Below are 23,668 nucleotides of genomic sequence, written 5' to 3'. Positions count from 1 at the left end.
GAGAAACGCGTCGGTCATCCTCGTCAAAGCGCCGGTCATGCCGGCGCTTTTTTGTTTGTTGGGCGCCACCTTGGCGATTCATGTTCGCGGCCTCGTCGTCAAAAGAACGCGGCGAACGGATTCCACATGCGCGTGCGGTGGCGGTGTCGCCGCGGCTTGTCGGCCGCGATTTTCTTGCGCGAGGCCTTCTCGGTCGCCTTATCGGATGTCACTCTCTCCGACGATGACTTCCCTGTCGCGGTCTTGTCTGCGGACGCTTGCGCGGCCGCGGGCTTATCGGTCGACGATTTGTCGGCAGCGGCCCGAGCCCCTGCCGTCTTGGAATCGGCAGCGGACCTGCTCTCCGGCTTGTCTTTGGCGGCGCTCTCCGAAGGCGTCTTGACCGCCGGCGCGGCACCAACTGCAGGACTTGGCGAAGTTGACGGCTCTGCGGTCGCCGCTTTGCCGCTCGGCGCTCGGGTATCCTGCCTGGCACCTCCCGGCGTCTTGTCGTTGCCAACCTTGCTCGTGGTGCCGGCGCCATCGGCCTTCGGCTCGCTGTTCGTGGCCTTGCCGTTCTTGATGGCGGCTGCTTTCGCGTCCCCGCTCTTGGCGTTCACCTGATCCCTCACCTTGTCGGCCGGGCCGGCCGCTTCGGCGACCTCGCGCGGCGGCGCTTCGCCGGGGCGCGCCTCCGGCAGCAGCGGCGCCACTTTCGGCAGGGGATCGAGCACGTCCCATTGGCAGATCCGGTAATTGCTGCGCCGCTCGATCAGGTCGAGATGGATGTGATCCTCATGATGCCAGTCGGAATCGGGACCGAGCACGGTCGGAAAGCGCGTGCAGGCCGAACGCAGCACGGCCTCGCGGAACTCGCGGGGCTGGGTGCGGTCGGTGAGTTCGATCATGCGGCCATCGGCGAGCTTGAAGCCGTGCACGTCGATCGCATTGGCCCGGCCATGTTCGGACAGGTGCGCGCTGGAGTCGCCATTGCGGCCACGGCATTCATAGGAATCGAAATTGTCCAGCGCCCTGATCTGGCTGCCGAGCTTGGCCACCTCGGGCGCGACGTCGTTGCGGATCCAGTTCACCACCGCAGTCGCCATCGTGCAGCGCATGATCCCGGCCGGCGTCAGCGCCACCCGCGACTTGTCCGGCAGCACCACCGCCTCGAGCCGCACCAAATCGTCACCGCCGCAGGCGCCCGGTCCATGGATCGATGGGATCGACGGCGCGATCGCGATCTCGTCGGTCAGCGCCAGCCGGCAGGCCGAAGGCGGCGGCGGCCCAGCCGCCTCATCCTTGGCGCTATCCTTGCCATCGCCTTTGCCCGGCGCGCTATTTGCCTCGACCAAGGAGCGTGACGGCGCCTCGGCCGGCCGCGGCTGCGGCAACGGCACCTGCGATGCGGCAGCGGCGCTCTTCGGCTTCGCAGCGGTCTTCTCGACGGGTGCCGTGTGGCTGCGATCGTGACGCGACCGGGCGGCGAGCGGCTCCGGCGCCATGATCCCGCTCAATGCAAGAACAGCCGCCGTGGTAACCATGGCCCGTGCCGCGGCATCAAGGCTTCCACAAGCCCATTTGCGCGCCGCGCGGCGCGCGCTAGAGTTATCGAAACTTTGCAAAATAGGTCGCTGCAACAAGCGATTACCGATCGGAGGAACGCCCCAATGCTGGGTTTGATGCAAGACTGGCCCCTGCTTTGTCACCGGATCATCGCGCACGCGGCGACAATCCACGGCGCGCAGGAAGTCGTGACGCGGTCGGTCGAAGGTCCGATTGTTCGCACCACTTACCGGCAAATCCACGACCGTGCCCTGCAAGTGTCACAGATGCTGACGCGCGACGGCATCCGGCTCGGCGACCGCGTCGCCACCATCGCCTGGAACACCGCGCGCCATTTCGAGGTCTGGTACGGCATCATGGGGATCGGCGCGATCTGCCACACCGTCAATCCGCGCCTGTTTCCGGAGCAGATCGCCTGGATCGTCAACCATGCGCAGGACCGCATCGTGATGACCGATCTGACCTTCGTACCGATCCTGGAGAAGATTGCCGACAAATTGCCGAGCGTCGAACGTTACGTCGTGCTCACCGATGCTGCGCATATGCCGCAGACCACGCTGAAGAACGCGGTTGCCTATGAGGAATGGATCGCGCAAGGCGACGGCGACTTCGCCTGGGGGACCTTCGACGAGAACACCGCCGCCGCCATGTGCTACACCTCGGGCACGACGGGTGATCCCAAGGGTGTGCTGTATTCGCATCGCTCCAACGTCCTGCATGCCCTGATGGCCAATTCGAGGGATTCGCTCGGTACCTCCGCCGCGGATACAATGCTGCCGGTGGTTCCGCTGTTCCACGCCAACAGCTGGGGCATCGCGTTTTCGGCGCCATCCATGGGCACCAAGCTGGTGATGCCGGGTCCGAAGCTCGACGGCGCTTCGGTCTATGAGCTCCTGAGCACCGAGAAGGTGACCTATACGGCCGGCGTGCCGACGGTGTGGCTGATGCTGCTGCAGCACATGGCGGCCAACAATCTGACGCTGCCGCACCTGAAGATGGTCGTATGCGGCGGCTCGGCGATGCCGCGCTCGATGATCAAAGCGTTCCTCGATATGGGCATCGGTGTGCGCCATGCCTGGGGCATGACCGAGATGAGCCCGATCGGCACGCTGTCCACCCTGAAGCCGCCGTTCCTCGGCGCAGAAGGCGATGCCAGGCTCGATGTGCTGCAGACGCAGGGCTATCCGCCATTCGGGGTCGAGATGAAGATCACCGATGATGCCGGCAAGGATCTGCCTTGGGACGGCAAGACCTTCGGTCGGCTCAAAGTGTCGGGTCCGGCAGTGGCAAGAGCCTATTATCGCGTCGACACTGACATTCTCGACGAGGAAGGTTTTTTCGATACCGGCGATGTCGCGACCGTCGATCCGCACGGCTACATGCGCATCACCGACCGCTCCAAGGACGTGATCAAGTCCGGCGGCGAATGGATCTCCTCGATCGATCTGGAGAATCTCGCGGTCGGCCACCCTGCCGTCGCCGAAGCCGCCGTGATCGGCGTGCATCATCCGAAATGGGACGAGCGCCCGCTCCTGATCGTGCAGCTCAAGCAGGGCCACGAGGCGAGCCGCGAGGACATCCTGAAATACATGGAAGGCAAGATCGCCAAATGGTGGATGCCCGACGACGTCGCCTTCGTCGATGGGATCCCGCACACCGCGACCGGCAAGATCCTCAAGACCGCCTTGCGCGAGCAGTTCAGCAGCTACCGGTTCCCGAACGCGGCCGCGTAAGGCGCGGGCGGGAGACCGGAGCGGCGTGCTGCCCATTGCTCAACGCGGCATCGTGATCGGATGCCGCGACCAAAGGCGTATTGGAAGTCCCTAGCCGGCTTTTTAAGGTCCGGCTGCATTCGAGAAGACGCATTCGAAAAGATGCATTCCAAGACGAGGAAACGTTCAAGATGACTCAATTGACCCGCATCCTGCCCTGGCTCGTGGGCGCCTCGCTCGCCGCAACCGCCGCGCATGCCGCCGGCAACAAGGTGGTGATCGGCGACATCGACGACATGTCAGGCCTTTATGCCGACGTCATTGGCCCGGGCGGCGTCGAGGCCGCCAAGATGGCGATCGAGGATTTCGGCGGCAGCGTGCTCGGCAACAAGATCGAGTTCATGGAGACCGACCATCAGAACAAGCCCGACGTCGGAGCGCAGAAGTTCCGCGAATGGGCCGACCGCGATGGCGTCACCATGATCCTTGGCGGCTCCAACACCGGCGTCAGCCTGGCCATGAGCAACGTGGCCAAGGAGAAGAAGGTCCCGTTCATCGCAATCGGCGCCGCCGGCGCCTCGCTGACCGGTAAGGACTGCACCCCCTACACCGTCCATTACGCCTATGACACCACCGCGCTCGCCAATGGCACCGCAAAGACCATGGTGAAGCAGGGCGGCAAGAGCTGGTTCTTCCTGACTGCCGACTACGCCTTCGGCTACCAGCTGAAGGAGGCCGCCTCCAAGGTGGTTGAGGCCGCCGGCGGCAAGGTCCTCGGCGAGGTACGCGTGCCGCTGTCGACCTCGGACTTCTCCAGCTATCTGCTGCAGGCGCAGAACTCCGGCGCGCAGGTGCTGGGTCTCGCCAACGCCGGCAACGACTTCACCAACTCGATCAAGGCGGCTGACGAGTTCGGCATCGCCAACACCATGAAGCCGGCGGCGCTGCTCGCCTTTATCTCGGACATCCACAGCCTGGGGCTCAAATCCTCTCAGGGCCTCTACCTCACCACGGGCTGGTATTGGGACCTCAACGACAAGACCCGGGCCTTCGCCAAGCGCTATTATGAAAAGACCAAGCGCGAGCCCACCATGAACCAGGCCGCCTATTACTCGGCAACGCTGACCTATCTCAACGCGGTGAAGGCGGCCGGCACCACCGAATCCGACAAGGTGATGGACGAGCTGCACAAGATGAAGATCGACGACATGTTCACCGACAATGGCAAGATCCGCGCCGACGGCCTGATGGAGCATGAGATGTACATCATGCAGGTGAAGAAGCCCGAGGAGTCCAAATATCCGTGGGACTACTACAAGCTGGTGCAGACCATGTCGGGCGAAGAGGCGTTCGGCAAGCTCTCCGACTCGGCCTGCCCGCTGGCGAAGGGGCACTGAACTCGCCCGGGCAAGCTCGCGCCTGCGACACTGATCGCGCTGCGCCACGGCCTCTCCCGCGCAAGCGGTGAGAGGCCGTGATGTTCTGGACTCCAGTTCCAGCCCAACCGCAATTGTCTCGCGACGACGCCGCGCAAGGTACGGCTGAACCGCCGCTTTCTCGCGTCGATGCCCCTTGAATTTACCGCATCGCCATGGTCAGACGGATCGAACCGGCCGCCCTCTTTCGCGGCCCAACCCGGTAGTTCCGCTCCCGATGGCCCGCAGGTTTCACGCTCCCTATCTGTCGGAGCCCGTCTCCAGCCTTGCAAGCTGGGCCCGCAATCTCGCCGTGTTCTCGGTGGTGGCGGTGCTCGTCTCGATCCTGGTGCTGCGCTTCGATTTCCTGGAGATGAAGCCGGCGCTGATGACCTTCTTCGGCGCGCTCAGCCTTTCGGTGCTGTCGATCCTGGTCGGGCTCGCCGCCTTCGTCGCGATCTGGCGCAATGGCAGCCGCGGCATGGGCCGCATCCTGCTCGCCTTCCTGATCGATGCGGCGGTGCTGGCCTATCCCGCCTATCTCGCCCTGCAATACCGCAAGCTGCCGAAGATCTACGACATCACCACAGATCCAATCGATCCGCCGCGCTTCGAGGCGCTGGCAGCGCTCCGTAACGGCGACGGCACCAACACGGCCGTCTACGCGGGGCTCTATTCGGCCGAGCAGCAGCAGAAGGCCTATCCCGATATCGAGCCGGTGCAGCTCGAGCTTCCGCCCGACCGCGCCTATGCGATCGCGCTCAAGCTGGTCAACCGGCGCAAATGGTTCATCGTCGACGAGCGCGCCCCGCAGCCGCCGCGCCGGATCGGCCGCATCGAGGCGATCGCGCGCACGCCGATCATGGGTTTCCGCGAGGACGTCTCGATCCGGGTGCAGCCCGACGGGGAGGATTCACGGGTCGATATCCGCTCCGCCTCGCGCTATTTCGATAGCGATATCGGCAGCAATGCCGCGCGCGTCAACAAATTCATCGACGATCTCAACGCCGCCGGCGAGGCTGAAGCGCAGAAGCCGGTGAAGAAGGTGGTGCCGCCGCCGCCCGCCAAGGCACAGGCCAAGACGGTGAAGAGGTAAAGGGGCGAATGGGGAGTGGCGAATAGCGAATAGCAAAGGTCGGGTCCGCGTCGTCGATAGCTCCCCCTATTCGCTACTCCCTATTCGCCATTCGCTAACCGATACCGCCCTTCGATGACCGGATCGCCGTCTGTAGCGACGATGCCGCGGGCGACAAGGTCCTCCAAATGGGCCAACACCGAATAGCCCGCGGCCCGCATCAGCCGCGGATCGATGCCGATATAGATCGCACGCACCATGGTCGGGATGTCGGCCTCGCCCTTGGCGAGGCGATGCAGGATCGAGGCCTCACGCGCCTGGCGATGGCGGATCAGGAAACGCACATAGCGCGGGCCCTCGGGGATCTCCGGACCGTGGCCGGAGAAGTACAAATCCTCGTCCCGGGCCGCCAGCCGCTCCAGCGAGGCCATGTAGTCGAGCATCGAGCCGTCCGGCGGCGCCACGATCGAGGTCGACCAGCCCATCACGTGATCGCCGACGAAGCTGAGCTTGCGCTCCGGCCAGGCGAAAGCGAGATGGTTGGCGGTGTGGCCCGGCGTCGCCACCGCCTCGAGCCGCCAGCCCTCACCTTCGATCACATCGCCATGGCCGATCCTGACGTCGGGCACGAAATTGCGGTCGGCGCCGGACTCGGGGCTATGCTTCTCGCTCTCGTAGCGCGGCCGCGAGGCGCGATGCGGCCCCTCGGCATACACGGGCGCGCCGGTCGCAGCCTTGATGCGGCCGGTGTTCGGCGAATGATCATTATGGGTATGGGTGACGAGAATATGTGTGACGGTCTCGCCGCGCACGGCGTCGAGCAGTGCTGCCGCGTGGGCCTCGTTGTCCGGGCCGGGGTCGATGATCGCGACCTTGCCGGTGCCGATGATGTAGCTCACTGTGCCCGTGAAGGTGAACGGGCTCGGATTACCGCAGAGCACGCGCCGCACGCCGGGGCGGACCTCCTCGACGACCCCCGTTTTCAGTGGAAAGTTTTTGTTAAACGGGATGTCGTCGTTCTCGGCCATCGGATGCCTCTTCTCAGCAATGGGCAAATCGGCGCCTCATTCTCCGTCGTCATCCCCCGCGAATGCGGGGGATCCAGCACGCCGTGGCGGTCGTGAGACTCGATATGCCGGTGTCTACTGGATCGTCCGCCTTCGCGGACGATGACAGCGAGGGTGGTAAGGCGCCCCCGCAATGGCCCCAAAAGAGCGGGGCAACAACTATCCGAACGCCTGGATGCCGGTGATGGCGCGGCCGAGGATCAGCGCGTGCACGTCGTGGGTGCCCTCATAGGTGTTGACGGTCTCGAGGTTCGCGGCGTGGCGCATCACCTGGTATTCGATCTGGATGCCGTTGCCACCGTGCATGTCGCGTGCGGTCCGCGCGATGTCGAGCGCCTTGCCGCAATTGTTGCGCTTGACGATCGAGATCATCTCGGGCGCCATCTTGCCCTCGTCCATTAATCGGCCGACGCGAAGCGAGGCCTGCAGGCCGAGCGCGATCTCGGTCTGCATGTCGGCGAGCTTCTTCTGCACCAGCTGGGTGGCGGCAAGCGGCTTGCCGAACTGCTTGCGGTCGAGCGTGTACTGCCGCGCGCGGTGCATGCAGTCCTCGGCCGCGCCGAGCACGCCCCAGGAGATGCCGTAGCGGGCGCGGTTGAGACAGCCGAACGGCCCCTTGAGGCCGGAGACATTGGGCAGCAGCGCGCTCTCCGGCACCACCACGCCGTCCATCACCACCTCGCCGGTGATCGAGGCGCGAAGCGAGAGCTTGCCGCCGATCTTGGGCGCCGACAGGCCCTTCATGCCCTTCTCGAGGATGAAGCCGCGGATCTGATTGTCATGCGCGGCCGACTTGGCCCAGACCACGAACACGTCGGCAATCGGCGCGTTCGAGATCCACATCTTGCTGCCGATCAGACGGTAGCCATCGGCCACCTTCTCGGCGCGGGTCTTCATGCCGGCCGGATCGGAGCCGGCGTCCGGCTCGGTCAGGCCGAAACAGCCGACCCATTCGCCGCTCGCCAGCTTGGGCAGGTATTTCTTGCGCTGGTTCTCGTCGCCATAGGCATAGATCGGATACATCACCAGCGACGATTGCACCGAGTTCATCGAGCGGTAGCCGGAATCGACCCGCTCGATCTCGCGCGCGACGAGGCCGTAGGCGACATAGCTGGCATTGGCGCAGCCATATTCCTCCGGCAAGGTGATGCCGATCAGCCCGAGTTCGCCCATCTCGTTGAAGATCTCGCGATCGGTCTTCTCTTCGAGATAGGCCTTGGTCACGCGCGGCAGCAGCTTGTCCTGCGCATAGGCGCGGGCGGTATCGCGCACCATGCGCTCATCCTCGGTGAGCTGCTCGTCGAGCATGAACGGATCGTCCCACTGGAAGCTCGCCTGGGACGGCTTGTCCTTGGCCTGAGGGCGCACGCTCATGAGAAATCCTTTCGCATCCCTAAAGTCCGCAGCGCGGCAAATTAAAACGTTGAAGATCAGCCTTCAAGGCGTTCATTGGCGACGATCTCGATGCCGAAACCGGACAGTCCCTTGTAGTCGTGCACCGACGAGGTGAGGTTTCGGATCGAGGTGATGCCAAGGTCGCGCAAGATCTGCGCGCCGACGCCGACCTCGCGCCACTGCCTGTTGCGATCGGCTTCCGCCGACCTGGCCTGCCCGACCGGCTCGACGGGAACACCCGCCGCGCCGTCGCGCAAATAGATCAGCACGCCGCGGCCCGCCTTCTTGAACTGCTGCAGCACGTCCTGCACCCGCTGCGGGCCGGTCAAAAGATCCTTGACGATGTTCGGCTTGTGCAGGCGCGTCAGCACGTTCTTGCCGTCGCCGACGCCGTTGTAGACGAAGGCCGCATGCGTGATCTCATCGAAAGGCGAGCGGTAGGCATAGCCCTGCAGCGGTCCGATCGGGCTGTCGGTTACGAATGTCGAGACGCGTTCGATCAGCTTCTCACGCGCCTGCCGATAGGCGATCAGATCGGCGATCGTGACATGCTTGAGCTTGTGCGCAGCGGCGAAGTCCGCGACCTGCTGCCCCTTCATCACGGTGCCGTCGTCGTTCATCAGCTCGGAGAGCACGCCGACCAGCGGCAGCCCCGCGAGCCGGCAGAGATCGATCGCTGCCTCGGTATGGCCGGAGCGCATGAGCACGCCGCCATCGCGGGCGATCAGCGGAAACACATGGCCTGGCCGGGAAAAATCGCTGGCGCCGGCATTGGGATTGGCCAGGGCCCGGCAGCAGGACGCGCGCTCATCGGCGGAGATGCCGGTGCCACCGTCCGGCTTGTAGTCGACCGAGACCGTGAAGGCCGTGGTGTGGCTGGAATCATTGTGCGCGACCATCGGATCGAGCCGCAGCCGCCGCGCATCCTCGGTCGTGACCGGTGCACAGACGATGCCCGAGGTATGCCGGATGATGAACGCCATCTGCTCGGAGGTGCAAAGCGAGGCGGCAACGATGAGATCACCTTCACCCTCGCGATCATCGTCGTCGGTCACGACAACGAGCTCTCCCTTGGAAAAGGCCTGCAGAACGTCCTGAATTGAATCGGCCATCAATGCTCTCGCTGGTTTTGCCGGGTGCTTTAGCCTTGTTCCGGGGCGGATGCCAATCCCCCTCGGGGCCCCTCCTTCCACGGGGCGGAACGTCAAATTCGCTGCACCAGGGCTTGGTATCTGTTTAAGATCGCCGGCAAACAAGAACAAGGGAGGCACCCATCATGGCCGCATTCGATTTCGCACCGCTCCTGCCAGCCGGATTACCGGCGCCTGCGGCCCGTTGGACCGGCCTTGCGAAATTCAGCTTCGTCGGCGGCAACAATGATGCTGATGCGGTGCCGGTGGAGGGCCTGACGGCTGCGGTGAACGCCGTGCTCAGGCGTGAAGGCAGGTCGCTCGCCACCTATGGCCTCGCCCATGGCCCGCAGGGCTACCGCCCCTTGCGCGATTTCCTCAGAACCAAGCTCGCGCGCGACGCCGGTATCACCGCTGATACCGACGACATCATGATCGTCTCCGGCTCCTTGCAGGCGCTCGACCTCGTCAACCAGGCACTACTTGCCCGCGGCGACACCGTCATCGTCGAGCAGGAAAGCTATCAGGGCGCGCTCACCCGGCTCTCCCGGCTCGGCGTCAACGTGGTCGGCATCCCGCTCGACCAGGAGGGCATGCGGATGGATGCGCTGGCCACCGCGCTCAGCGATCTCAAGGCGCGCGGCGTCAGGCCGAAATACATCTACACCATCCCGACCGTGCAAAACCCCACCGGCACCATCATGCCGGAGGCGCGCCGTGCCGAAATGCTGCGGCTCGCCGACGCCTATGGCGTGCCGATCTTCGAGGACGACTGCTATGCCGACCTGACCTGGGACGGCAAGCGGCCGCGGGCGATCCACGCCATGGCCGAGCATAGCAATGTGATCCATATCGGCTCGTTCTCGAAGTCGATCGCACCCGCGCTGCGCGTCGGCTTCGTCGTCGCGCCCTGGCAGATCATGGCGCAGATGCTGGCGCTGAAGACCGACGCCGGCTCCGGAGCGCTGGAGCAGATGGTGCTGGCGGAATATTGCCCGCCGCATTTCTCCACCCATGTGCCGGAGCTGACCCGCGGCCTGCATGCCAAGCTCGACACGCTGGTCGAGGCGCTCAACGCGCAGTTCGGCACCTCGGCCGAATTCGAGGCACCGAAGGGCGGCATCTTCTTGTGGGTGAAGCTGCCCGACAATGTCGATACGCTGAAGCTTTATCAGGCGGCGCTGAAGGACGGCGTCTCGATCAATCCGGGCCCTGAATGGTCAACCAACAAGGTCCATTCGAAAAGCCGACTGCGACTGTGCTTCGCAAGCCCGACGCATCAGCAGATCCGCGAGGGCATCGCGGTGCTTGCCGACGTCTGCCGCAAGGAATTCGGCGTGCCGCTGCGCTCGGCGAACGTGGCGAAGGCCGGCGCCGCAGAGTGATGCGTGCAACTACCACGTCCTCTTTCACGCGAACGCCGTTCGACACGCCAACGGATGCGCGAGTCTGAACATCGGTTCAGAATTCTCTTAGCTAACACTGCGGAACGTTCCTCCAGAATCCACGTTTGACTGTTACTGAGTGTCTGGAGGAGAACGACATGAAGAAGATTGGTTTTGCCCTTGCGGCGCTGAGCGCCATCGTCATTGCAGCTCCGTCGATCGCGAACGCCGAGACCGTCGTGATCAAGCGCGGTCACCACCACTGGGACGGCGCGCGTGCTGAGTACCGCATGCATCGCGACTGGCACCCCTTCCACCGTCACCACGATCGCGTGGTGATCGTGAAGCGCCACCGCTACTGATCAAGCGTGAAGAGTAATCAAGCGTGAAGAGCCGACACAGGAATGGCCCCGCAAGGGGCCATTCTCTTGTGCGTCAATCGGATGTGCGTCAATTGCGTCAATGCGACGCGGTGGCTTGATCAGTCCCAGGCCGGCGCAAAGGCGGGACTGACGAAGCGCTTGTCCTTGGGCAGGGCCGCGATCGCCTTGCGATCCTCGTCATCCAGTTGAAGTGTCAGCGCGTCCAGATTGGCCTGCTGGCTCTCTCGCCGCGATGCCTTCGGAATCGCTGCCACGTCCTTCTGATCCAGCAGCCATTTCAGCGCGACCTGCGCAGCGGTAGCGCCATGCTTGTTTGCGATCGCGATCAAGGTCTGGTCGGACGCGGCGCGGCCCTGGGCCAGCGGGCAATAGGCCACCAGCGGAATCGATTTCTCCGCCATGTAGCGCATGACCTTCGATTGATCGAGCATGACGTGATATTCGATCTGGTTGCAGGCGATCGGCGCCTTGATCTCCTCGACGGCCTGCTTGAGCAGCGCCACAGTGAAGTTGGCAACGCCGATGGCGCGGGCGCGCCCCTCCTCCTTCAGTTTCAGCATGGTTTCCAGCGCCGCCGGCAAATTCATGCCGCGGGCCGGCCAATGAATCAGATAGAGGTCGACGAAGTCGAGCTTGAGCTTCTTGATGCTGTTGTCGAACGCGCGGCGGATCGCGTCCGGTGCAAGGTTCTCCGGCCACACCTTTGAAGTGACATGCAATTCTCTGCGGGGCACGTTGGCCGCGCTCAGCGCGGCGCCGATCGCATCCTCATTGGCGTACATCTCGGCAGTATCGATGTGGCGATAGCCGAGCGCGAGCGCGCTCTCCACCGCCTCGCGGCAGATGTCGCCCTGCATGCGGAAGGTGCCGAGCCCGAGCCGCGGCAGGCTGATGCCCTGGGTTTGGAGAGGGTCCATGTAATCTCCTTAAGGAGACCTGTCTCGCCGCGCCGAGACCGATGCAGCTAGCAATGACGACAGGCTTGAAAATCAAAGGGTTGGCGGGACGAGCTTGCATCTGACTGCAGGCGCCTTGCGAGATCAAGTCAGGCGCCAGCATGCACTAACAATAAGCTTTGAGGCTGGTTCCACTCAGGGCCGCCCAGCGACTTTCTCACCGCCAGTTGCAGATACCGCCACTGCCCGGCCTGCATGGCCAGGTCTGGATCCTTGTATCCATCGCCTGTGCATCCAGCGGATTGCCATGGCGATGCGCGAGTTTCGTCCGCGCCGCGCCACGCGCGCTCTCGATCGGCCTGGCGACGTGGACGCGCGGCATCGCCATGCGGCGCGGCACATCCGGCCTGGCCTCGGGCCGGGTCGCAGCGATGGTCCGGTTAGGCTGCTTCTGATGAGCTCCGCGGTCGGCCTTCTGATCAGCCTTTTGATCGGCCTTGGCCTCGACCGGTACCGGCTCGAAATGCGAGACGGGTCCAATCGGCTTCGGTGACAGCACCGCCTTGGACAGATCGAGCGTGAAGAACTCGTCCGCGCGGTAATCCGCCGCGAGCGCCGAGGTGCCCCCTATCAGCGCCGCTCCCAGCGCGATCGGAGCAATGAACTTCCGGACCATGATAATCTCCCGACATCGCGTACCCAGCTACGCGACCCCGTCTCACGACGCCGCCCAGACGCCGTTTTCGTCCCTCAAGAAACGCCCAACAGATTCGATGGTTCGGCCATCCGCCGTCCCTTCGCTCAACGCGCAGATGTACTGTGAACGCCAACTATCCGGCGCCGGCTCAGATCACCACGCCCGACCGGCCCCTGCCCGCCATCTCATTACTAGATGGCGTCGACTACCCGCTTCATCCAGAGGCGAGACGGGCGTTGGTGCAAGTATAAATGTATGATCAGGAATGCCGTTGCTGCAGAGATCAGGCGCCGCTCACACCGTGCGATACGTCGCGATCGCGGCGAGGTCCGGCACCAGCCCGATGCCAGGCGTCTCGTCCAGCGTCACCGTGCCGTCCCTGACATCGGCAACCGCGCCTGCGAAACGGTCGCGCAGCGGGTTGTCATTGGCGTCGACCTCCAAGAGACCGCCGCCGCCGACGCCAGCCAAGAGATGTGCCGAGGCGAGCAGGCCGATGCCGCCGCCGAGATAATGCGGACAGAAGGTCTTGCCCGCCTTCAGGATATCGCGCGCGATTGCCGCGCATTGCGACAGCCCGCCCCATTTGGCAATGTCAGGCTGCACCACGCGGAGCACGTCGTCGGACATCGCCTGATCGAAGCTGGCACGGTTCGCCATGTTCTCGCCGGCGGCAAGCGGGACCTGGGCTACGCCCTTGCGCAGGGTCTTCCACTCCTCCCAGGGCCGGTCGGCGCGGATCGGCTCTTCCAGCCAGGCGAGATTAAACTCGGCGAGCTGTGGCGCGAGCTGCAGCGCCCGCTCCAGCGACCAACCCTGGTTGACGTCGGCGGCGAGCAGGCCGTTGCCGACAAGCTCGCGCAGCGCGGCGAGATTGGCGAAGTCGGACGCCGGCTCGAAGCCGATCTTCAGTTTCAGCGCACGATGGCCGCGGGCCAGCGCCGCCTCCGCGGTGTGCCGCGCGCCGGCCGGATTGATGCCGCTGGCGTAGACTTTGATGGTCGGCGCATCGCCGCCGAGCAGCCGCCACAGCGGGCTGCTTTGCCGCCGCGCGAACAGATCCCATACGGAAAGATCGATCCCGGCGATGGCTTGCGCGAACGGCCCCGCCTCACCGCTCTGCAGCGCCAGCACGCCGGTCGCCTGCGTCAGGAAATCGTAGATCTCACCTGGCAGGGTCGCAGCTCGCCCGACCAACGCCGGCGCCAGCACCTCGTTGATCAGCCGCGCCCGGTGCTCGGCGCCGGGCGCAGGGAAGTTGCACCAGACCTCGCCGAAGCCGACCAGGCCGTCCTCATCCTCTGCCCGCACGAATACCGCGGGCCGGTTCAGCATCCTGCCGAACGAGGTGACGACCGGCGTGGCCAGCGGGTAGCGATAACAGAACGCCTCAAGCTTGCGGATCTGGAAGGGAGATGCGGTCATCCCTGAGCTCACACGGCTTCGTGCACTTGGATGCGGAGTGTCAGGATCTCCGCACCACCCCGCGCGATGTGCATCAGCCCGGGCTTGTCGGTGAATTCGTCATCGAAGTGAAGCGGGCTGGCATAGCCGCGCCACGGCTCGATGCACAGGAACGGCGCCCCGCCCGGCTTCGACCAGATGCCGAGCTCGCGGAAGCCGTTCCAGCCGATCTCGATCGATGGCCCGCGCTCGCCTTCATAGCGCACCGATCGACTCTTGATGCTGTCAAGGATGACAGCATCGCCGGCAAACAAGTCTTCCGACAATGGCACCCTCGCGGCCTGAACCGGTGAGGGCTCCGGCTGCTCGCGCAGCAGCCCGCCGGAGAGGCGCCGGATCGGCGCAGGCTCGGCCTGCGGAAACACCAGGCGATACTGGCTCTTCGGTTCGCCGGGCATTAGAGGCCAGTTGAACGCCGGATGCGCGCCGAACGAGGCCGGCAACACTTCGGTGCCGGGATTAGCGATCTCGATGCTGGCCTCCAGCCTGTCCGCCGCGACGCGATAGGCGATGGTCAGGCGGAAAGCGAAGGGATAACGCGCCCGCGTGGCCTCGCCGTCGGTGAGTTGCAGCGAGCAGGACTGCGCCGTTCGCTCCAGCCATTCAAAGCGCAGATCGCGGGCAAAGCCGTGCTGCGTCATGGGATATGTCTTGCCCCGATGGCGCAGCTGATCGTCCTTAAGACGGCCGACGATCGGGAACAGCCAGGGCGCATGGCGCGGCCAGGCCGGGCCGGCCTGCCACAATAGCTCAAGTCCACCACCGGTCTTCAGCGAGCACAGCTCGGCGCCGTCGGCTTTGATGCTCGCCGTGAGGCCACCTGCGCTGAACGTATGGATATCGTTGGTCATGTCTCACCGCGCCAGAACGCCGTCTGCAGCGGTAGTTGATGGCGGATCATGGCGACGCCGTCCACCACCTGCAAGCCGCGTGCGGCCGCGGCCTGCATCAATTCGGTGCGACGCGCGGCGATGATGTCGAACACCGCGCAGTCTTCTGGCAGGAGCCTGGGGTCCATCGGCAGGGGCTGGCCTTCATGGAGGCCGAGTGAGGTGGCGTTGACGAGAAGGCCGGCATCGTCGAAGCGCGCCTCGAGGTCGATGTCGAGGTCCGGAAAGCCGTCAAGCAGCTGTCCGGCGAGCGAGGCCACCGGCTCCGGATGCTCGTTGAGAATGCGAAGCTGCGTCGCGCCGGCAGCCGCCAGAGCATGGCAGATCGCGCGGCCTGCCCCGCCAGCGCCGATGACGACGATACGCCGGCCGGGATCGAATACCCCGGCTTCGCGGGCCGCATTGAGAAAGCCACCGCCATCGAAGGATTCACCGATCAGCCGGCCATCAGGCGCGATGGCGATCGTGTTGACGACGCCCTCGAACCGGGCCGCCGGACCGACGTCGTCGCACAGTGCGAACGCGGCCGGCTTGTGCGGCATGGTAAGGTTGACGCCCGCGACGCTCCTGGATCGCGCCAGCGCCCGGATGGTGTCGGCGAGGTACGCGGGCGCGACATCGAGCGGCACCATGTGCCAGTCCAGGCCCTGAGCCTCGAAATACGGCGTGTAGTGCCGGGGCGCCCCGACATGGTCGGCCGGATGCGCCAGGATAAACACGACCTTGGACGCGCCGGTCGGAAGCTTCATCACCTTATCCCTTCACTGCGCCGGCGGTCAGCCCGCTGACGAGATAGCGGCGCACCGCCAGCGAGAAGACCAGCACCGGCGCCATCACCAGCGAGCCGCCGGCGGCGATCTTGCCCCATTCCCACCCCTCATAGTTCATGAAGTTGACGACCGCCACCGGCGCGGTGCGCGCGGCCGTGCGGGTCAGGATGAGGGCGAAAAAGAAATCGTTCCAGGCGTAGAGAAAGCAGAGGATCGCGGTTGCGGCGATGCCGGGCGCGACCATCGGCAGCATGATGCGGGTGAAGATGACGCGGGCGCTGGCGCCATCGACCAGCGCAGCCTCCTCCAGCGAGGCCGGCACCGTCTCGAAGAACGGCTGCATCATCCAGATCACCAGCGGCAGATTGAAGCTGGTGTAGACCAGCACGAGGCCGGTGACGGTATCGAGCAGCCCGATCCAGCGATAGAACAGGAAGAATGGAATGGTGAAGGCGATCGGCGGCGCCATGCGCGTCACCAGGATGGCAAAGCGCAAGCCGCCCTTGCCCCGGCCGGTCCAGCGCGACAGCGCATAGGCGCCGGGCACGCCGATCACGAGCGCGAACAAGGTCGAGAAGGACGCCGACAACAGGCTGTTGACGAAGGAGGCCGAAAAGGCGCTGTGCCAGAGCGCGCGGTAGTTCTCCAGCGTCGGCGTAAAGACCAGCGGCGGGGGGAACTGCAGGATCAGCTCGTTGGTCTTGAAGCTCATCTGCAGCAGCCACAGGAACGGCAGCAGCAGGATGAGCAGCACCAGCACGATCGCAATGCGCCGTCGCGTGCTCGCCTGCCCGCTTGGACGAATGCTCATGCCATCGCCTCGCGGCGGCGGCCCATCCAGAGGACGCCGAGGCTGACCACAGAGACCAGCAGCAGCATCACCACCGTGACCGCGCCGGAATAGCCGATCTCGTTGTTGTCGAAGGCGAGCAGATACGCGTAATAATTCGTCACCTCGGTGACGTCGCCGGGGCCGCCCTGGGTCAGCAGGAAGATCAGCGGGAATGCCTTGACGCTGTCGATCAGGCGGAACATCGCCGAGACGATCAGGATCGGCGCGATGAACGGCAGCGTGACGTAGAGGAAGATCTGCACGGGACTGGCGCCGTCGACTCTTGCCGCCTCAGCATATTCGTCCGGTATGGTCTGCAGCGCGGCCAGCACCATGAGGAAGGTGAACGGCAGCCATTCCCAGGTATCGGCGATGATGATCGACCACAGCGCGAAGCTGACGTCGGAGGTCAGCGCCGGCAGCGTCACATGCAGCAGGCTCGCCGCGTAATAGAGCGGGCTGATGTCCGGCGTATAGATCAGCTTCCAGATCACCGCGACCACGATCGGCGGCAGCACCATCGGGATCAGGAAGAAGGTGCGCGCGAACTCGACGATTCGCGATTTCACGTTCAGCAGCAGCGCCAGTCCCGTGCCCAGGATCACCTGCAGCAGCACACTCCAGAACGACAACTTGGCCTGCACCAGCAGCGAATTGACGAACCGCGGGTCGCCCGGCAGCAGCGCATAGTTACGCAGCGGCGCGCTGAAATCGCTCACCGAGCCGGGATTGGCGAGCTGGAACGGCGTCAGGCTGACGACGAGCAGATAGAGTGCCGGCAGGCCTGCGACCGCCGCCAGCACCACAAGGCTCGGTGCCAGTGCGGCGCGGTTGAAGCTGCGCCGCCCGTCCTCGATCACGTCCCCACTGCTCAAAGCGCGCTTCCGGCCCTGCGCAGGTTCGCGACCGCCTGGTCCTGCGCGGCCGTGAGCGCCGCGCTCGCGGTGAGCTGGCCCGTCACCGTCTGCTCGACTGCCTTGTTGATGACGTCGCCGACAACGGGGAATTCCTTCACCGTGCGATAGGCCATGTAGTTCTCGCCCTTGGCCGGCAGCTCCAGCACCTCGAGATACAGCGCGCCGAGATCCTGGCCGTTGACCGTGTTGAGCTTGCGATATTCCTCGCTCGTGATCACCGAACGGCGGCAGACCGAGGAATGACCGTGCTCCTTGACCAGCCGCAGCGAGATCTCGGGGCTCAGCGCCCATTTGATGAACTCCCACGCCGCCTTCTTGTTCTTGGCGTTCTTGGGAATGCCGAGGCCCTGGCTGTTGGAGGCCGGATAGTCGTGCACCGGGCCGGCCGGCATCCGCACCACGCGCGAGGTGTCCTTCACCTTGCTGTCGGGCGACAGCAGGATCGGCGTCACCCAGGCGCTGGAGTGGATGAAGATGTTGGAGCGGCCTGTGAGCAGCGCCTGCCGGGCCTGATCCTCCGTGTAGGTCAGCACGCCGCGCGGCGCGTAATTCTTCAGGAGATTGGCATAGTACTCCAGCCCCTGGATCGCCTGCGGCGTGTTCAGCGCCGGCATGATGTCCGCGGGCGGATTGCGGAAGACGTTGCCGCCAAAACCCTGGATGTACGGAGGCAGGCACCAATGATGCAGCTGGAACGAGACCAGGCCGCTGACATTGTCGGCGCCGTTGATCTCGGCACAGACCTGCTGCAGCTCGGCGAATGTGGTGGGGACCTTGAGGCCCTTCTTCTCCATCAGGTCCATCCGCGAGAGGCCCATCAGCATCGCGCCGCCTTCCCAGGAGTAACCGTAGGTACCGCCCTTCGCATCCCGGTACGGCACCTGCGCGCCATCGACGAAGTCTTTCGGATTCCACTCCGCGGGCGTCAGGTTCGGATCGGAAGTGAACTCTTCGAGATTGGCCAGCAGGCCGGCTGCGACCCAGCGTGCGGCGAGAATGAAGGTGACATTGACGACGTCGAAGGCCGAGCCGCCGGAGGACAGTTCGAGATTGGCCTGCTGGTTGTAGACCGGAAAGGCCGAGAGCTGCAGGTCGACCTTCATCCCCGCCCGTTCCTCAAACTCGGGAATGTAGCCCTGCAGCAGCGTGAAGAAGCGATGCTGGAACGAGGCAGCATGCAGGGTCACGCCCGCGAACGGCTTGGTCTGCGCGATCGCGGGCAGCGGAAAGGCCGCCATGCCGAGCGCCGCTGCGCTGCCCTTCAAGATCTTGCGGCGGCTCACCGCCGTCAGTGGATGATGCGAGCGCGCCCCTGGCATGATGTCCTCCCACGTCGTTTTGATGCGCAATATGACCGACATAAAATTGACTGTCAAAAGCCGGCACTTCCAAATAGCGCGGCCGGCTCGGGATATTTGACATCGCAGCGCAATAAAGCAGACAATATTCTTACACAGCCAAAGGATTGTGCGTGTCGTCGATCAGCCCGCCCCGCCCGTCACAGAACCACGTCGCGTGCGAGATCGCGCGCCTGATCGTGACCGGCGCCTGGCCGGAGGGACAGATCTTGCCGCGCGAGATTGAGCTTGCCGCGCATTTCGATGTCAGCCGCACCTCGATCCGAGAGTCGCTGTCGATCCTGAAAGCCAAGGGCCTGATTGCCGCCAAGCAGAAAGCCGGCACCCACGTGCGCGAGCGCGCCGACTGGAACATGCTCGACGCCGAGCTTCTGGAATGGACCTGGACACTGCGACCGGCGGCCGAATTCGCCCGCCAGCTGCTGCAGGTGCGCCGCATCATCGAGCCGGAGGCGTGCGCGATCTGCGCCGCGCGTGGGACCGACGCGGACCTCGCGCGGATCGAGCGCGCCTATCGCGAGATGGAGGCGGCCGGCAGCGATGCGCGCGCCTATACCGAGCCGGATCTGCGTTTCCATCGCGCCATCCTGACCGCGACGGCGAACGATTTCCTGGTGGCGTTCGGCGCCACCGTGCAAGCCGCACTGCGCGTGTCGTTTGCGCTTTCGACGCGCAATCCCGGGGCGCCGCGCAAGAGCCTGCCCTATCATCGCGCCGTGCTCGACGCGATCTGGGCGCGCCATCCCGAGCAAGCGCGCGCAGCGATGCACCGCTTGATGGACCTCACCGAGCGCAACATCACGACGGCGCTAGCACGGCGCAAGGACGGCGACATGCCGCGTTACATGCTAGGTGCCGACAACGCGGGCTGACGCAGCCCGTTCTTCGTGCAGCCCGCCTGCTTGCCCAAGCCTATCATTCGTGTACGAATGATCAATCCGGCTTGATGCTGCACTGCTCCTCGGCGCAGACTTCGGGCCAATCGCTTCGCGAAGACAGGAGGAACCGCCCGATGGCCCACGATGCGCCGCAAGCAACCGGCCCCAGCAAGCTGGTGATCCGCAACATCGGCTTGATGCTCTCAGGCGCGCTGGAGCGGCCCATTCTCGATGCCGATACCATCGTCGCCGAGAACGGCAAGATCACCGCGATCGGCCGCTTCAAGGACGTGGATACCTCGGACGCGACCACGATCATCGATGCGCACGGCACCACGGTGGCGCCCGGCCTGATCGACAGCCATGTGCATCCCGTCGCCGGCGACTGGACACCGCGCCAGAACCAGATCGGCTGGATCGACAGCTTCCTGCACGGCGGCGTCACCACCATGATCTCGGCCGGCGAAGTCCACATGCCCGGCCGCCCGCGCGATGTGGTGGGCTTAAAGGCGATGGCGATCTTCGCGCAGCGCGCGTTCTGGACCTTGCGTCCCGGCGGCGTGAAGGTGCATGCCGGCGCGCCCGTGATCGAATGCGAGATGGTCGAGGATGACTTCAAGGAGCTCGCCGCCGCCGGCGTCAAGCTGCTCGGCGAGGTCGGCCTCGGCGGCGTCAAGGATGGCCCGACCGCGCGCAAGATGGTCGGCTGGGCGCGCAAATACGGCATCCAGAGCACGATCCATACCGGCGGCCCGTCGATCCCCGGTTCCGGCCTGATCGACAAGGACGTGGTGCTAGAGGCCGACACCGATGTGGTCGGACACATCAATGGCGGTCACACCGCCCTGCCCGACGATCAGATCCGCTGCATCTGCGAGGGCTGCAAGCGTGGGCTCGAACTCGTGCACAACGGCAACGAGCGCTCGGCGCTGTTCACGCTGCGCACGGCCCGCGAGATGGGTGATCTCGGTCGCATCATCCTCGGCACCGACGCGCCGGCCGGCTCCGGCGTGCAACCGCTTGGCATCCTCAGAATGATCTCGATGCTGTCCTCGCTCGGCGAGGTGCCGGCCGAGATTGCGTTCTGTTTCGCCACCGGCAACACCGCGCGAATGCGCCAGCTTGATTGCGGCTTGATCGAGGTCGGCCGTTCCGCCGATTTCGTGCTCATGGACAAGGCCCAGCACTCGCCGGCCAAGACACTGCTCGACAGCGTGCAGCTCGGCGACCTGCCGGGCGTCGGCATGACCATCATCGATGGCATCGTCCGCACCCAGCGCAGCCGCAACACCCCGCCGGCAACACGGATTCCGGAGATCGTGGCGAAGTAGCTCTTCAACCGTACGCTCTGTCATTCCGGGGCGCCCGGAGGGCGAGCCACTATGCGCAATTGCGCATCGGGGAATCCATACTCACGGTCGTAGTTATGAATTCCGGGCCCATCGCTTCGCGATGTCCCGGAATGACGACGATGCGTGTAGCATCCGCGCAGTTCATCTTCGGCCACCGGAGCATCACCTCGTGCCTTTGCAACGGCCCGCATCCTCTGGCGAATTGGTGATGCCGCGTGTATCGGACGCACCCTTCTTGCGGTTTCGAGACCATGATTTACGTGATATTTTGCGACAGCCTTGATGGCGATATGACGCCGATCAAGCCCAAATGGCAGCGCCTGCAAGGGAGACGATAACACTCAAGTCAAGCCGGTTCTTCTTGCATGACGCTGAACCTCGTGCGTGCGGCTCAACAAAGCTGGGAGGCAGTTCGATGACGATCAGGCCAGATCCTACCTTTTACGCATCGCCAAAGCTGGCGATGGAAGCTCCGCCGGAGTCCTTCGCCTATACGCTGCTGCTCAGTCCCGATTTTTCAAAGCCCGATGCGCTGGCGGTGATCGACGTCAAGCCGGGCTCGCCGACCTTCAGCCAGATCGTCCACACCGTGACGATGCCCCACACCGGCGACGAGTTTCACCATTTTGGCTGGAATGCCTGCTCGTCTTCCCTCTCCCCGCTCGCCGGCCACGCCTTCCTCGAGCGACGCTACCTGATCATCCCAGGCATCCGGTCGTCCCGGATCTACATCATCGATACCAAGCCCGATCCGACCAAAGCGAAGATTCACAAGATCATCGAGCCGGAGGAGATCTTCAAAAAGACCGGCTACTCGCGGCCGCACACGGTGCATTGCGGGCCGGAAGGCATTTATGTCAGCACGCTTGGCGGCGGCGGCAAGGATGGCACCGAGGGACCACCCGGCGTGTTCATCATGGACTGCGAGACCTTCGACGTGCTCGGCCGCTGGGAGCTCGATCGCGGCCCGCAGACCCTGCACTATGATTTCTGGTGGAACCTGCCGCGCGACTACATGGTGACGAGCGAATGGGCGCTGCCGCCGCAGTTCGAGAATGGCATCGTGCCGGAGGATCTGCTCGCCAACAAATATGGCCATCGGGTTCATTTCTGGGATCTTCGCGCCCGGCGCAACGTGCAGACCATCGATCTCGGCGCCAACCACCAGATGGCGCTGGAGGTGCGTCCCGCCCATGACCCTATCAGAGAGCACGGCTTTCTCGGCGTGGTGGTCGATACCACCAACCTCGAAGGCTCGATCTGGACCTGGTGGCGCGAGGACGGCAAGTTCCACATCGAGAAGACCGCAACCATTCCGCCGGAGGGGGCGCCCAAGGAGAAATTGCCGCCGCTCCTGCAAGGCTTCGGCGCGGTGCCGCCGCTGGTGACCGACATCGACCTTTCGATGGACGACAGATATCTCTACGTCTCCTGCTGGGGCACCGGCGAGATGCGTCAATATGACGTCAGCGAGCCGCGCAAGCCCAAGCTCACCGGCTCGGTGCATATCGGCGGCATCGCTCGCCGGACGCCGCACCCGAACGGGAAGGCCTATACGGGCGGCCCGCAGATGGTGGAGATCAGCCGCGACGGCAAGCGGGTATATTGGACCAACTCGCTCTATTCGACCTGGGACGACCAGTTCTACCCGGAGGGTGTGCCGGGCGCCGAGGTCATGGCCAAGGTCGGGCCCAATGGCGGCCTTGAGCTCGAAAGGGATTATTGGGTCAGCTTCCCGGACGGCTATCGCGCGCATCAGATCCGGCTGGAGGGCGGTGACTGCTCGACGGATTCATTCTGCTATCCCTCGGTCTGATGTTCAGCGGAGCCGGCTCGACCACGGCCTGGCTCTGGCTCGCTGTGATCGCGAGCGGCGCCTATCACGGACTCAATCCGGGAATGGGATGGCCGCTCGCAGTGTCGGCCGGCCTGATGGAGAAGAGCCCGCGCGCGCTGTTTGCCGCGCTCGGGCCGCTCGCGGCCGGGCATCTGCTCGCGATGCTGCTTGTGATCCTGCCCTTCGCGCTCCTGATCCTTCTCGTTCAATGGCAGCGCGAGATTCAGGTCAGCGCCAGCCTGCTCGTGATCGGGTTCGGCCTTTTCCGCCTCATCAATCAACGTCATCCGCGCTTCATCGCGCGAATAAGACCGACGCAACTGGCGCTGTGGTCCTTCGTGGTCGCGATCGCGCATGGCGCAGGGTTGATGCTGGTGCCGATCTATCTCGGGCTCTGCGGCCCCGATCTCGACAGAGGCCACACGGCCGCGAGCATGCTGGTCAATGCCAATCTCGGCATGGCCGTCCTGGTCTCCACCGTCCATGCCGCTGCTATGATCACGGTCGGCGGATGCGCAGCGTGGCTGGTCTATCGCTATCTCGGCCTCACATTCGTCTCGCGAAGCTGGTTCAATCTGGAGACGCTCTGGGCCGTCAGTCTCGTTCTGGTGGGCGTGATCGCGTTGGTGCTGACCATCTAACGCCGGGGACCGTCATTGCGAGCGAAGCG

The 23,668-nt window shown here is 64.5% G+C and carries 21 protein-coding genes; 9 read left to right on the top strand and 12 right to left on the bottom strand.

The features are described 5' to 3' along the window. Positions 1–98 precede the first annotated feature (98 nt). The gene (locus tag P6U24_RS12135; RefSeq protein ID WP_407159355.1) at positions 99–1,523 is read right to left on the bottom strand and encodes an extensin family protein; all 1,425 of its coding nucleotides are present in this window, start codon (positions 1,521–1,523) and stop codon (positions 99–101) included. Between the two features lie 126 nt (positions 1,524–1,649). Here P6U24_RS12135 and P6U24_RS12130 point away from each other — a divergent pair, with 126 nt between their 5' ends. The 3 genes from P6U24_RS12130 to P6U24_RS12120 all read left to right on the top strand — a co-directional run bounded on the left by P6U24_RS12130 (position 1,650) and on the right by P6U24_RS12120 (position 5,768). Next, positions 1,650–3,278 carry a fatty-acid--CoA ligase gene (locus tag P6U24_RS12130; protein ID WP_407159354.1) on the top strand — a complete coding sequence of 543 codons (1,629 nt, stop codon included), beginning with the start codon at positions 1,650–1,652 and terminating at the stop codon, positions 3,276–3,278. Between the two features lie 170 nt (positions 3,279–3,448). Next, positions 3,449–4,654 carry an ABC transporter substrate-binding protein gene (locus P6U24_RS12125; RefSeq protein WP_407159353.1) on the top strand — a complete coding sequence of 402 codons (1,206 nt, stop codon included), beginning with the start codon at positions 3,449–3,451 and terminating at the stop codon, positions 4,652–4,654. A 256-nt stretch (positions 4,655–4,910) separates the two neighbouring features. Continuing rightward, positions 4,911–5,768, top strand: a complete 858-nt coding sequence (locus tag P6U24_RS12120) for a DUF1499 domain-containing protein (protein ID WP_407159352.1) — start codon at positions 4,911–4,913, stop codon at positions 5,766–5,768. A gap of 80 nt (positions 5,769–5,848) precedes the next feature. Here P6U24_RS12120 and P6U24_RS12115 read toward each other — a convergent pair whose 3' ends face one another. The 3 genes from P6U24_RS12115 to ribB form a co-directional block, all read right to left on the bottom strand. Further along, the gene (locus tag P6U24_RS12115) at positions 5,849–6,775 is read right to left on the bottom strand and encodes an MBL fold metallo-hydrolase (RefSeq protein WP_407159351.1); all 927 of its coding nucleotides are present in this window, start codon (positions 6,773–6,775) and stop codon (positions 5,849–5,851) included. Between the two features lie 198 nt (positions 6,776–6,973). Continuing rightward, on the bottom strand, positions 6,974–8,188 hold the full coding sequence (locus P6U24_RS12110) for an acyl-CoA dehydrogenase (protein WP_407159350.1): 1,215 nt from the start codon (positions 8,186–8,188) through the stop codon (positions 6,974–6,976). Between the two features lie 56 nt (positions 8,189–8,244). After that, positions 8,245–9,321 (bottom strand): 3,4-dihydroxy-2-butanone-4-phosphate synthase, encoded by a 1,077-nt coding sequence (gene ribB, locus P6U24_RS12105; RefSeq protein ID WP_407159349.1) that lies wholly within the window; start codon positions 9,319–9,321, stop codon positions 8,245–8,247. 164 nt (positions 9,322–9,485) lie between these two features. On the opposite strand from ribB, the gene P6U24_RS12100 reads away from it, so the two are divergent. Then, complete coding sequence (locus tag P6U24_RS12100) at positions 9,486–10,724, top strand: PLP-dependent aminotransferase family protein (RefSeq protein ID WP_407159348.1); 1,239 nt, start codon at positions 9,486–9,488, stop codon at positions 10,722–10,724. Between the two features lie 158 nt (positions 10,725–10,882). Next, complete coding sequence (locus P6U24_RS12095) at positions 10,883–11,086, top strand: hypothetical protein (protein ID WP_407159347.1); 204 nt, start codon at positions 10,883–10,885, stop codon at positions 11,084–11,086. 119 nt (positions 11,087–11,205) lie between these two features. Here the strand turns inward: P6U24_RS12095 and P6U24_RS12090 are convergent, their stop codons facing one another. The 8 genes from P6U24_RS12090 to P6U24_RS12055 all read right to left on the bottom strand — a co-directional run bounded on the left by P6U24_RS12090 (position 11,206) and on the right by P6U24_RS12055 (position 18,892). Continuing rightward, a complete protein-coding gene (locus P6U24_RS12090) occupies positions 11,206–12,024 on the bottom strand; it encodes an aldo/keto reductase (RefSeq protein ID WP_407159346.1) in 819 nt (272 codons plus the stop codon). A gap of 196 nt (positions 12,025–12,220) precedes the next feature. Then, entirely contained in the window at positions 12,221–12,679 is a 459-nt protein-coding gene (locus tag P6U24_RS12085; protein ID WP_407159345.1) for a hypothetical protein, read from the bottom strand. 315 nt (positions 12,680–12,994) lie between these two features. Continuing rightward, positions 12,995–14,125, bottom strand: coding sequence for a mandelate racemase/muconate lactonizing enzyme family protein (locus tag P6U24_RS12080; protein WP_407159344.1), 1,131 nt, complete (start codon positions 14,123–14,125; stop codon positions 12,995–12,997). Positions 14,126–14,133: 8 nt separating this feature from the next. Then, positions 14,134–15,015, bottom strand: coding sequence for an aldose 1-epimerase family protein (locus P6U24_RS12075; RefSeq protein ID WP_407159343.1), 882 nt, complete (start codon positions 15,013–15,015; stop codon positions 14,134–14,136). Further along, entirely contained in the window at positions 15,012–15,803 is a 792-nt protein-coding gene (locus P6U24_RS12070; protein ID WP_407159342.1) for a shikimate dehydrogenase family protein, read from the bottom strand. The genes P6U24_RS12075 and P6U24_RS12070 overlap by 4 nt, the downstream gene beginning before the upstream one ends. A gap of 4 nt (positions 15,804–15,807) precedes the next feature. After that, positions 15,808–16,635, bottom strand: coding sequence for a carbohydrate ABC transporter permease (locus P6U24_RS12065; protein WP_407159341.1), 828 nt, complete (start codon positions 16,633–16,635; stop codon positions 15,808–15,810). Continuing rightward, positions 16,632–17,531 (bottom strand): carbohydrate ABC transporter permease, encoded by a 900-nt coding sequence (locus P6U24_RS12060; protein WP_407159340.1) that lies wholly within the window; start codon positions 17,529–17,531, stop codon positions 16,632–16,634. Before P6U24_RS12060 ends, P6U24_RS12065 begins: the two co-directional genes overlap by 4 nt. Next, on the bottom strand, positions 17,528–18,892 hold the full coding sequence (locus P6U24_RS12055) for an ABC transporter substrate-binding protein (protein WP_407159339.1): 1,365 nt from the start codon (positions 18,890–18,892) through the stop codon (positions 17,528–17,530). The genes P6U24_RS12060 and P6U24_RS12055 overlap by 4 nt, the downstream gene beginning before the upstream one ends. A 152-nt stretch (positions 18,893–19,044) precedes the next feature. Here P6U24_RS12055 and P6U24_RS12050 point away from each other — a divergent pair, with 152 nt between their 5' ends. The 4 genes from P6U24_RS12050 to P6U24_RS12035 all read left to right on the top strand — a co-directional run bounded on the left by P6U24_RS12050 (position 19,045) and on the right by P6U24_RS12035 (position 23,639). Then, the gene (locus P6U24_RS12050; protein WP_407159338.1) at positions 19,045–19,803 is read left to right on the top strand and encodes a FadR/GntR family transcriptional regulator; all 759 of its coding nucleotides are present in this window, start codon (positions 19,045–19,047) and stop codon (positions 19,801–19,803) included. A gap of 140 nt (positions 19,804–19,943) precedes the next feature. Continuing rightward, the gene (locus tag P6U24_RS12045; RefSeq protein WP_407159337.1) at positions 19,944–21,140 is read left to right on the top strand and encodes an amidohydrolase family protein; all 1,197 of its coding nucleotides are present in this window, start codon (positions 19,944–19,946) and stop codon (positions 21,138–21,140) included. Positions 21,141–21,576: 436 nt separating this feature from the next. Next, entirely contained in the window at positions 21,577–22,977 is a 1,401-nt protein-coding gene (locus P6U24_RS12040) for a selenium-binding protein SBP56-related protein (RefSeq protein WP_407159336.1), read from the top strand. Further along, positions 22,977–23,639, top strand: coding sequence for a hypothetical protein (locus P6U24_RS12035; protein WP_407159335.1), 663 nt, complete (start codon positions 22,977–22,979; stop codon positions 23,637–23,639). Before P6U24_RS12040 ends, P6U24_RS12035 begins: the two co-directional genes overlap by 1 nt. Positions 23,640–23,668 lie beyond the last annotated feature (29 nt).

This window comes from Bradyrhizobium sp. STM 3557 (assembly GCF_045571465.1).
GTDB lineage: Bacteria > Pseudomonadota > Alphaproteobacteria > Rhizobiales > Xanthobacteraceae > Bradyrhizobium.
This window is presented reverse-complemented; position numbering and strand designations above follow the sequence as displayed.

What these genes read in the sequence shown, in the direction of transcription:
- P6U24_RS12055 (WP_407159339.1), bottom strand. Translation starts at nt 18,892, where the DNA reads ATGCCAGGGGCGCGCTCGCATCATCCACTGACGGCGGTGAGCCGCCGC.
- ribB (WP_407159349.1), bottom strand. Translation starts at nt 9,321, where the DNA reads ATGGCCGATTCAATTCAGGACGTTCTGCAGGCCTTTTCCAAGGGAGAG.
- P6U24_RS12135 (WP_407159355.1), bottom strand. Translation starts at nt 1,523, where the DNA reads ATGGTTACCACGGCGGCTGTTCTTGCATTGAGCGGGATCATGGCGCCG.
- P6U24_RS12090 (WP_407159346.1), bottom strand. Translation starts at nt 12,024, where the DNA reads ATGGACCCTCTCCAAACCCAGGGCATCAGCCTGCCGCGGCTCGGGCTC.
- P6U24_RS12100 (WP_407159348.1), top strand. Translation starts at nt 9,486, where the DNA reads ATGGCCGCATTCGATTTCGCACCGCTCCTGCCAGCCGGATTACCGGCG.
- P6U24_RS12040 (WP_407159336.1), top strand. Translation starts at nt 21,577, where the DNA reads ATGACGATCAGGCCAGATCCTACCTTTTACGCATCGCCAAAGCTGGCG.
- P6U24_RS12130 (WP_407159354.1), top strand. Translation starts at nt 1,650, where the DNA reads ATGCTGGGTTTGATGCAAGACTGGCCCCTGCTTTGTCACCGGATCATC.
- P6U24_RS12085 (WP_407159345.1), bottom strand. Translation starts at nt 12,679, where the DNA reads ATGGTCCGGAAGTTCATTGCTCCGATCGCGCTGGGAGCGGCGCTGATA.
- P6U24_RS12070 (WP_407159342.1), bottom strand. Translation starts at nt 15,803, where the DNA reads ATGAAGCTTCCGACCGGCGCGTCCAAGGTCGTGTTTATCCTGGCGCAT.
- P6U24_RS12075 (WP_407159343.1), bottom strand. Translation starts at nt 15,015, where the DNA reads ATGACCAACGATATCCATACGTTCAGCGCAGGTGGCCTCACGGCGAGC.
- P6U24_RS12045 (WP_407159337.1), top strand. Translation starts at nt 19,944, where the DNA reads ATGGCCCACGATGCGCCGCAAGCAACCGGCCCCAGCAAGCTGGTGATC.
- P6U24_RS12115 (WP_407159351.1), bottom strand. Translation starts at nt 6,775, where the DNA reads ATGGCCGAGAACGACGACATCCCGTTTAACAAAAACTTTCCACTGAAA.
- P6U24_RS12035 (WP_407159335.1), top strand. Translation starts at nt 22,977, where the DNA reads ATGTTCAGCGGAGCCGGCTCGACCACGGCCTGGCTCTGGCTCGCTGTG.
- P6U24_RS12065 (WP_407159341.1), bottom strand. Translation starts at nt 16,635, where the DNA reads ATGAGCATTCGTCCAAGCGGGCAGGCGAGCACGCGACGGCGCATTGCG.
- P6U24_RS12125 (WP_407159353.1), top strand. Translation starts at nt 3,449, where the DNA reads ATGACTCAATTGACCCGCATCCTGCCCTGGCTCGTGGGCGCCTCGCTC.
- P6U24_RS12120 (WP_407159352.1), top strand. Translation starts at nt 4,911, where the DNA reads ATGGCCCGCAGGTTTCACGCTCCCTATCTGTCGGAGCCCGTCTCCAGC.
- P6U24_RS12095 (WP_407159347.1), top strand. Translation starts at nt 10,883, where the DNA reads ATGAAGAAGATTGGTTTTGCCCTTGCGGCGCTGAGCGCCATCGTCATT.
- P6U24_RS12110 (WP_407159350.1), bottom strand. Translation starts at nt 8,188, where the DNA reads ATGAGCGTGCGCCCTCAGGCCAAGGACAAGCCGTCCCAGGCGAGCTTC.
- P6U24_RS12080 (WP_407159344.1), bottom strand. Translation starts at nt 14,125, where the DNA reads ATGACCGCATCTCCCTTCCAGATCCGCAAGCTTGAGGCGTTCTGTTAT.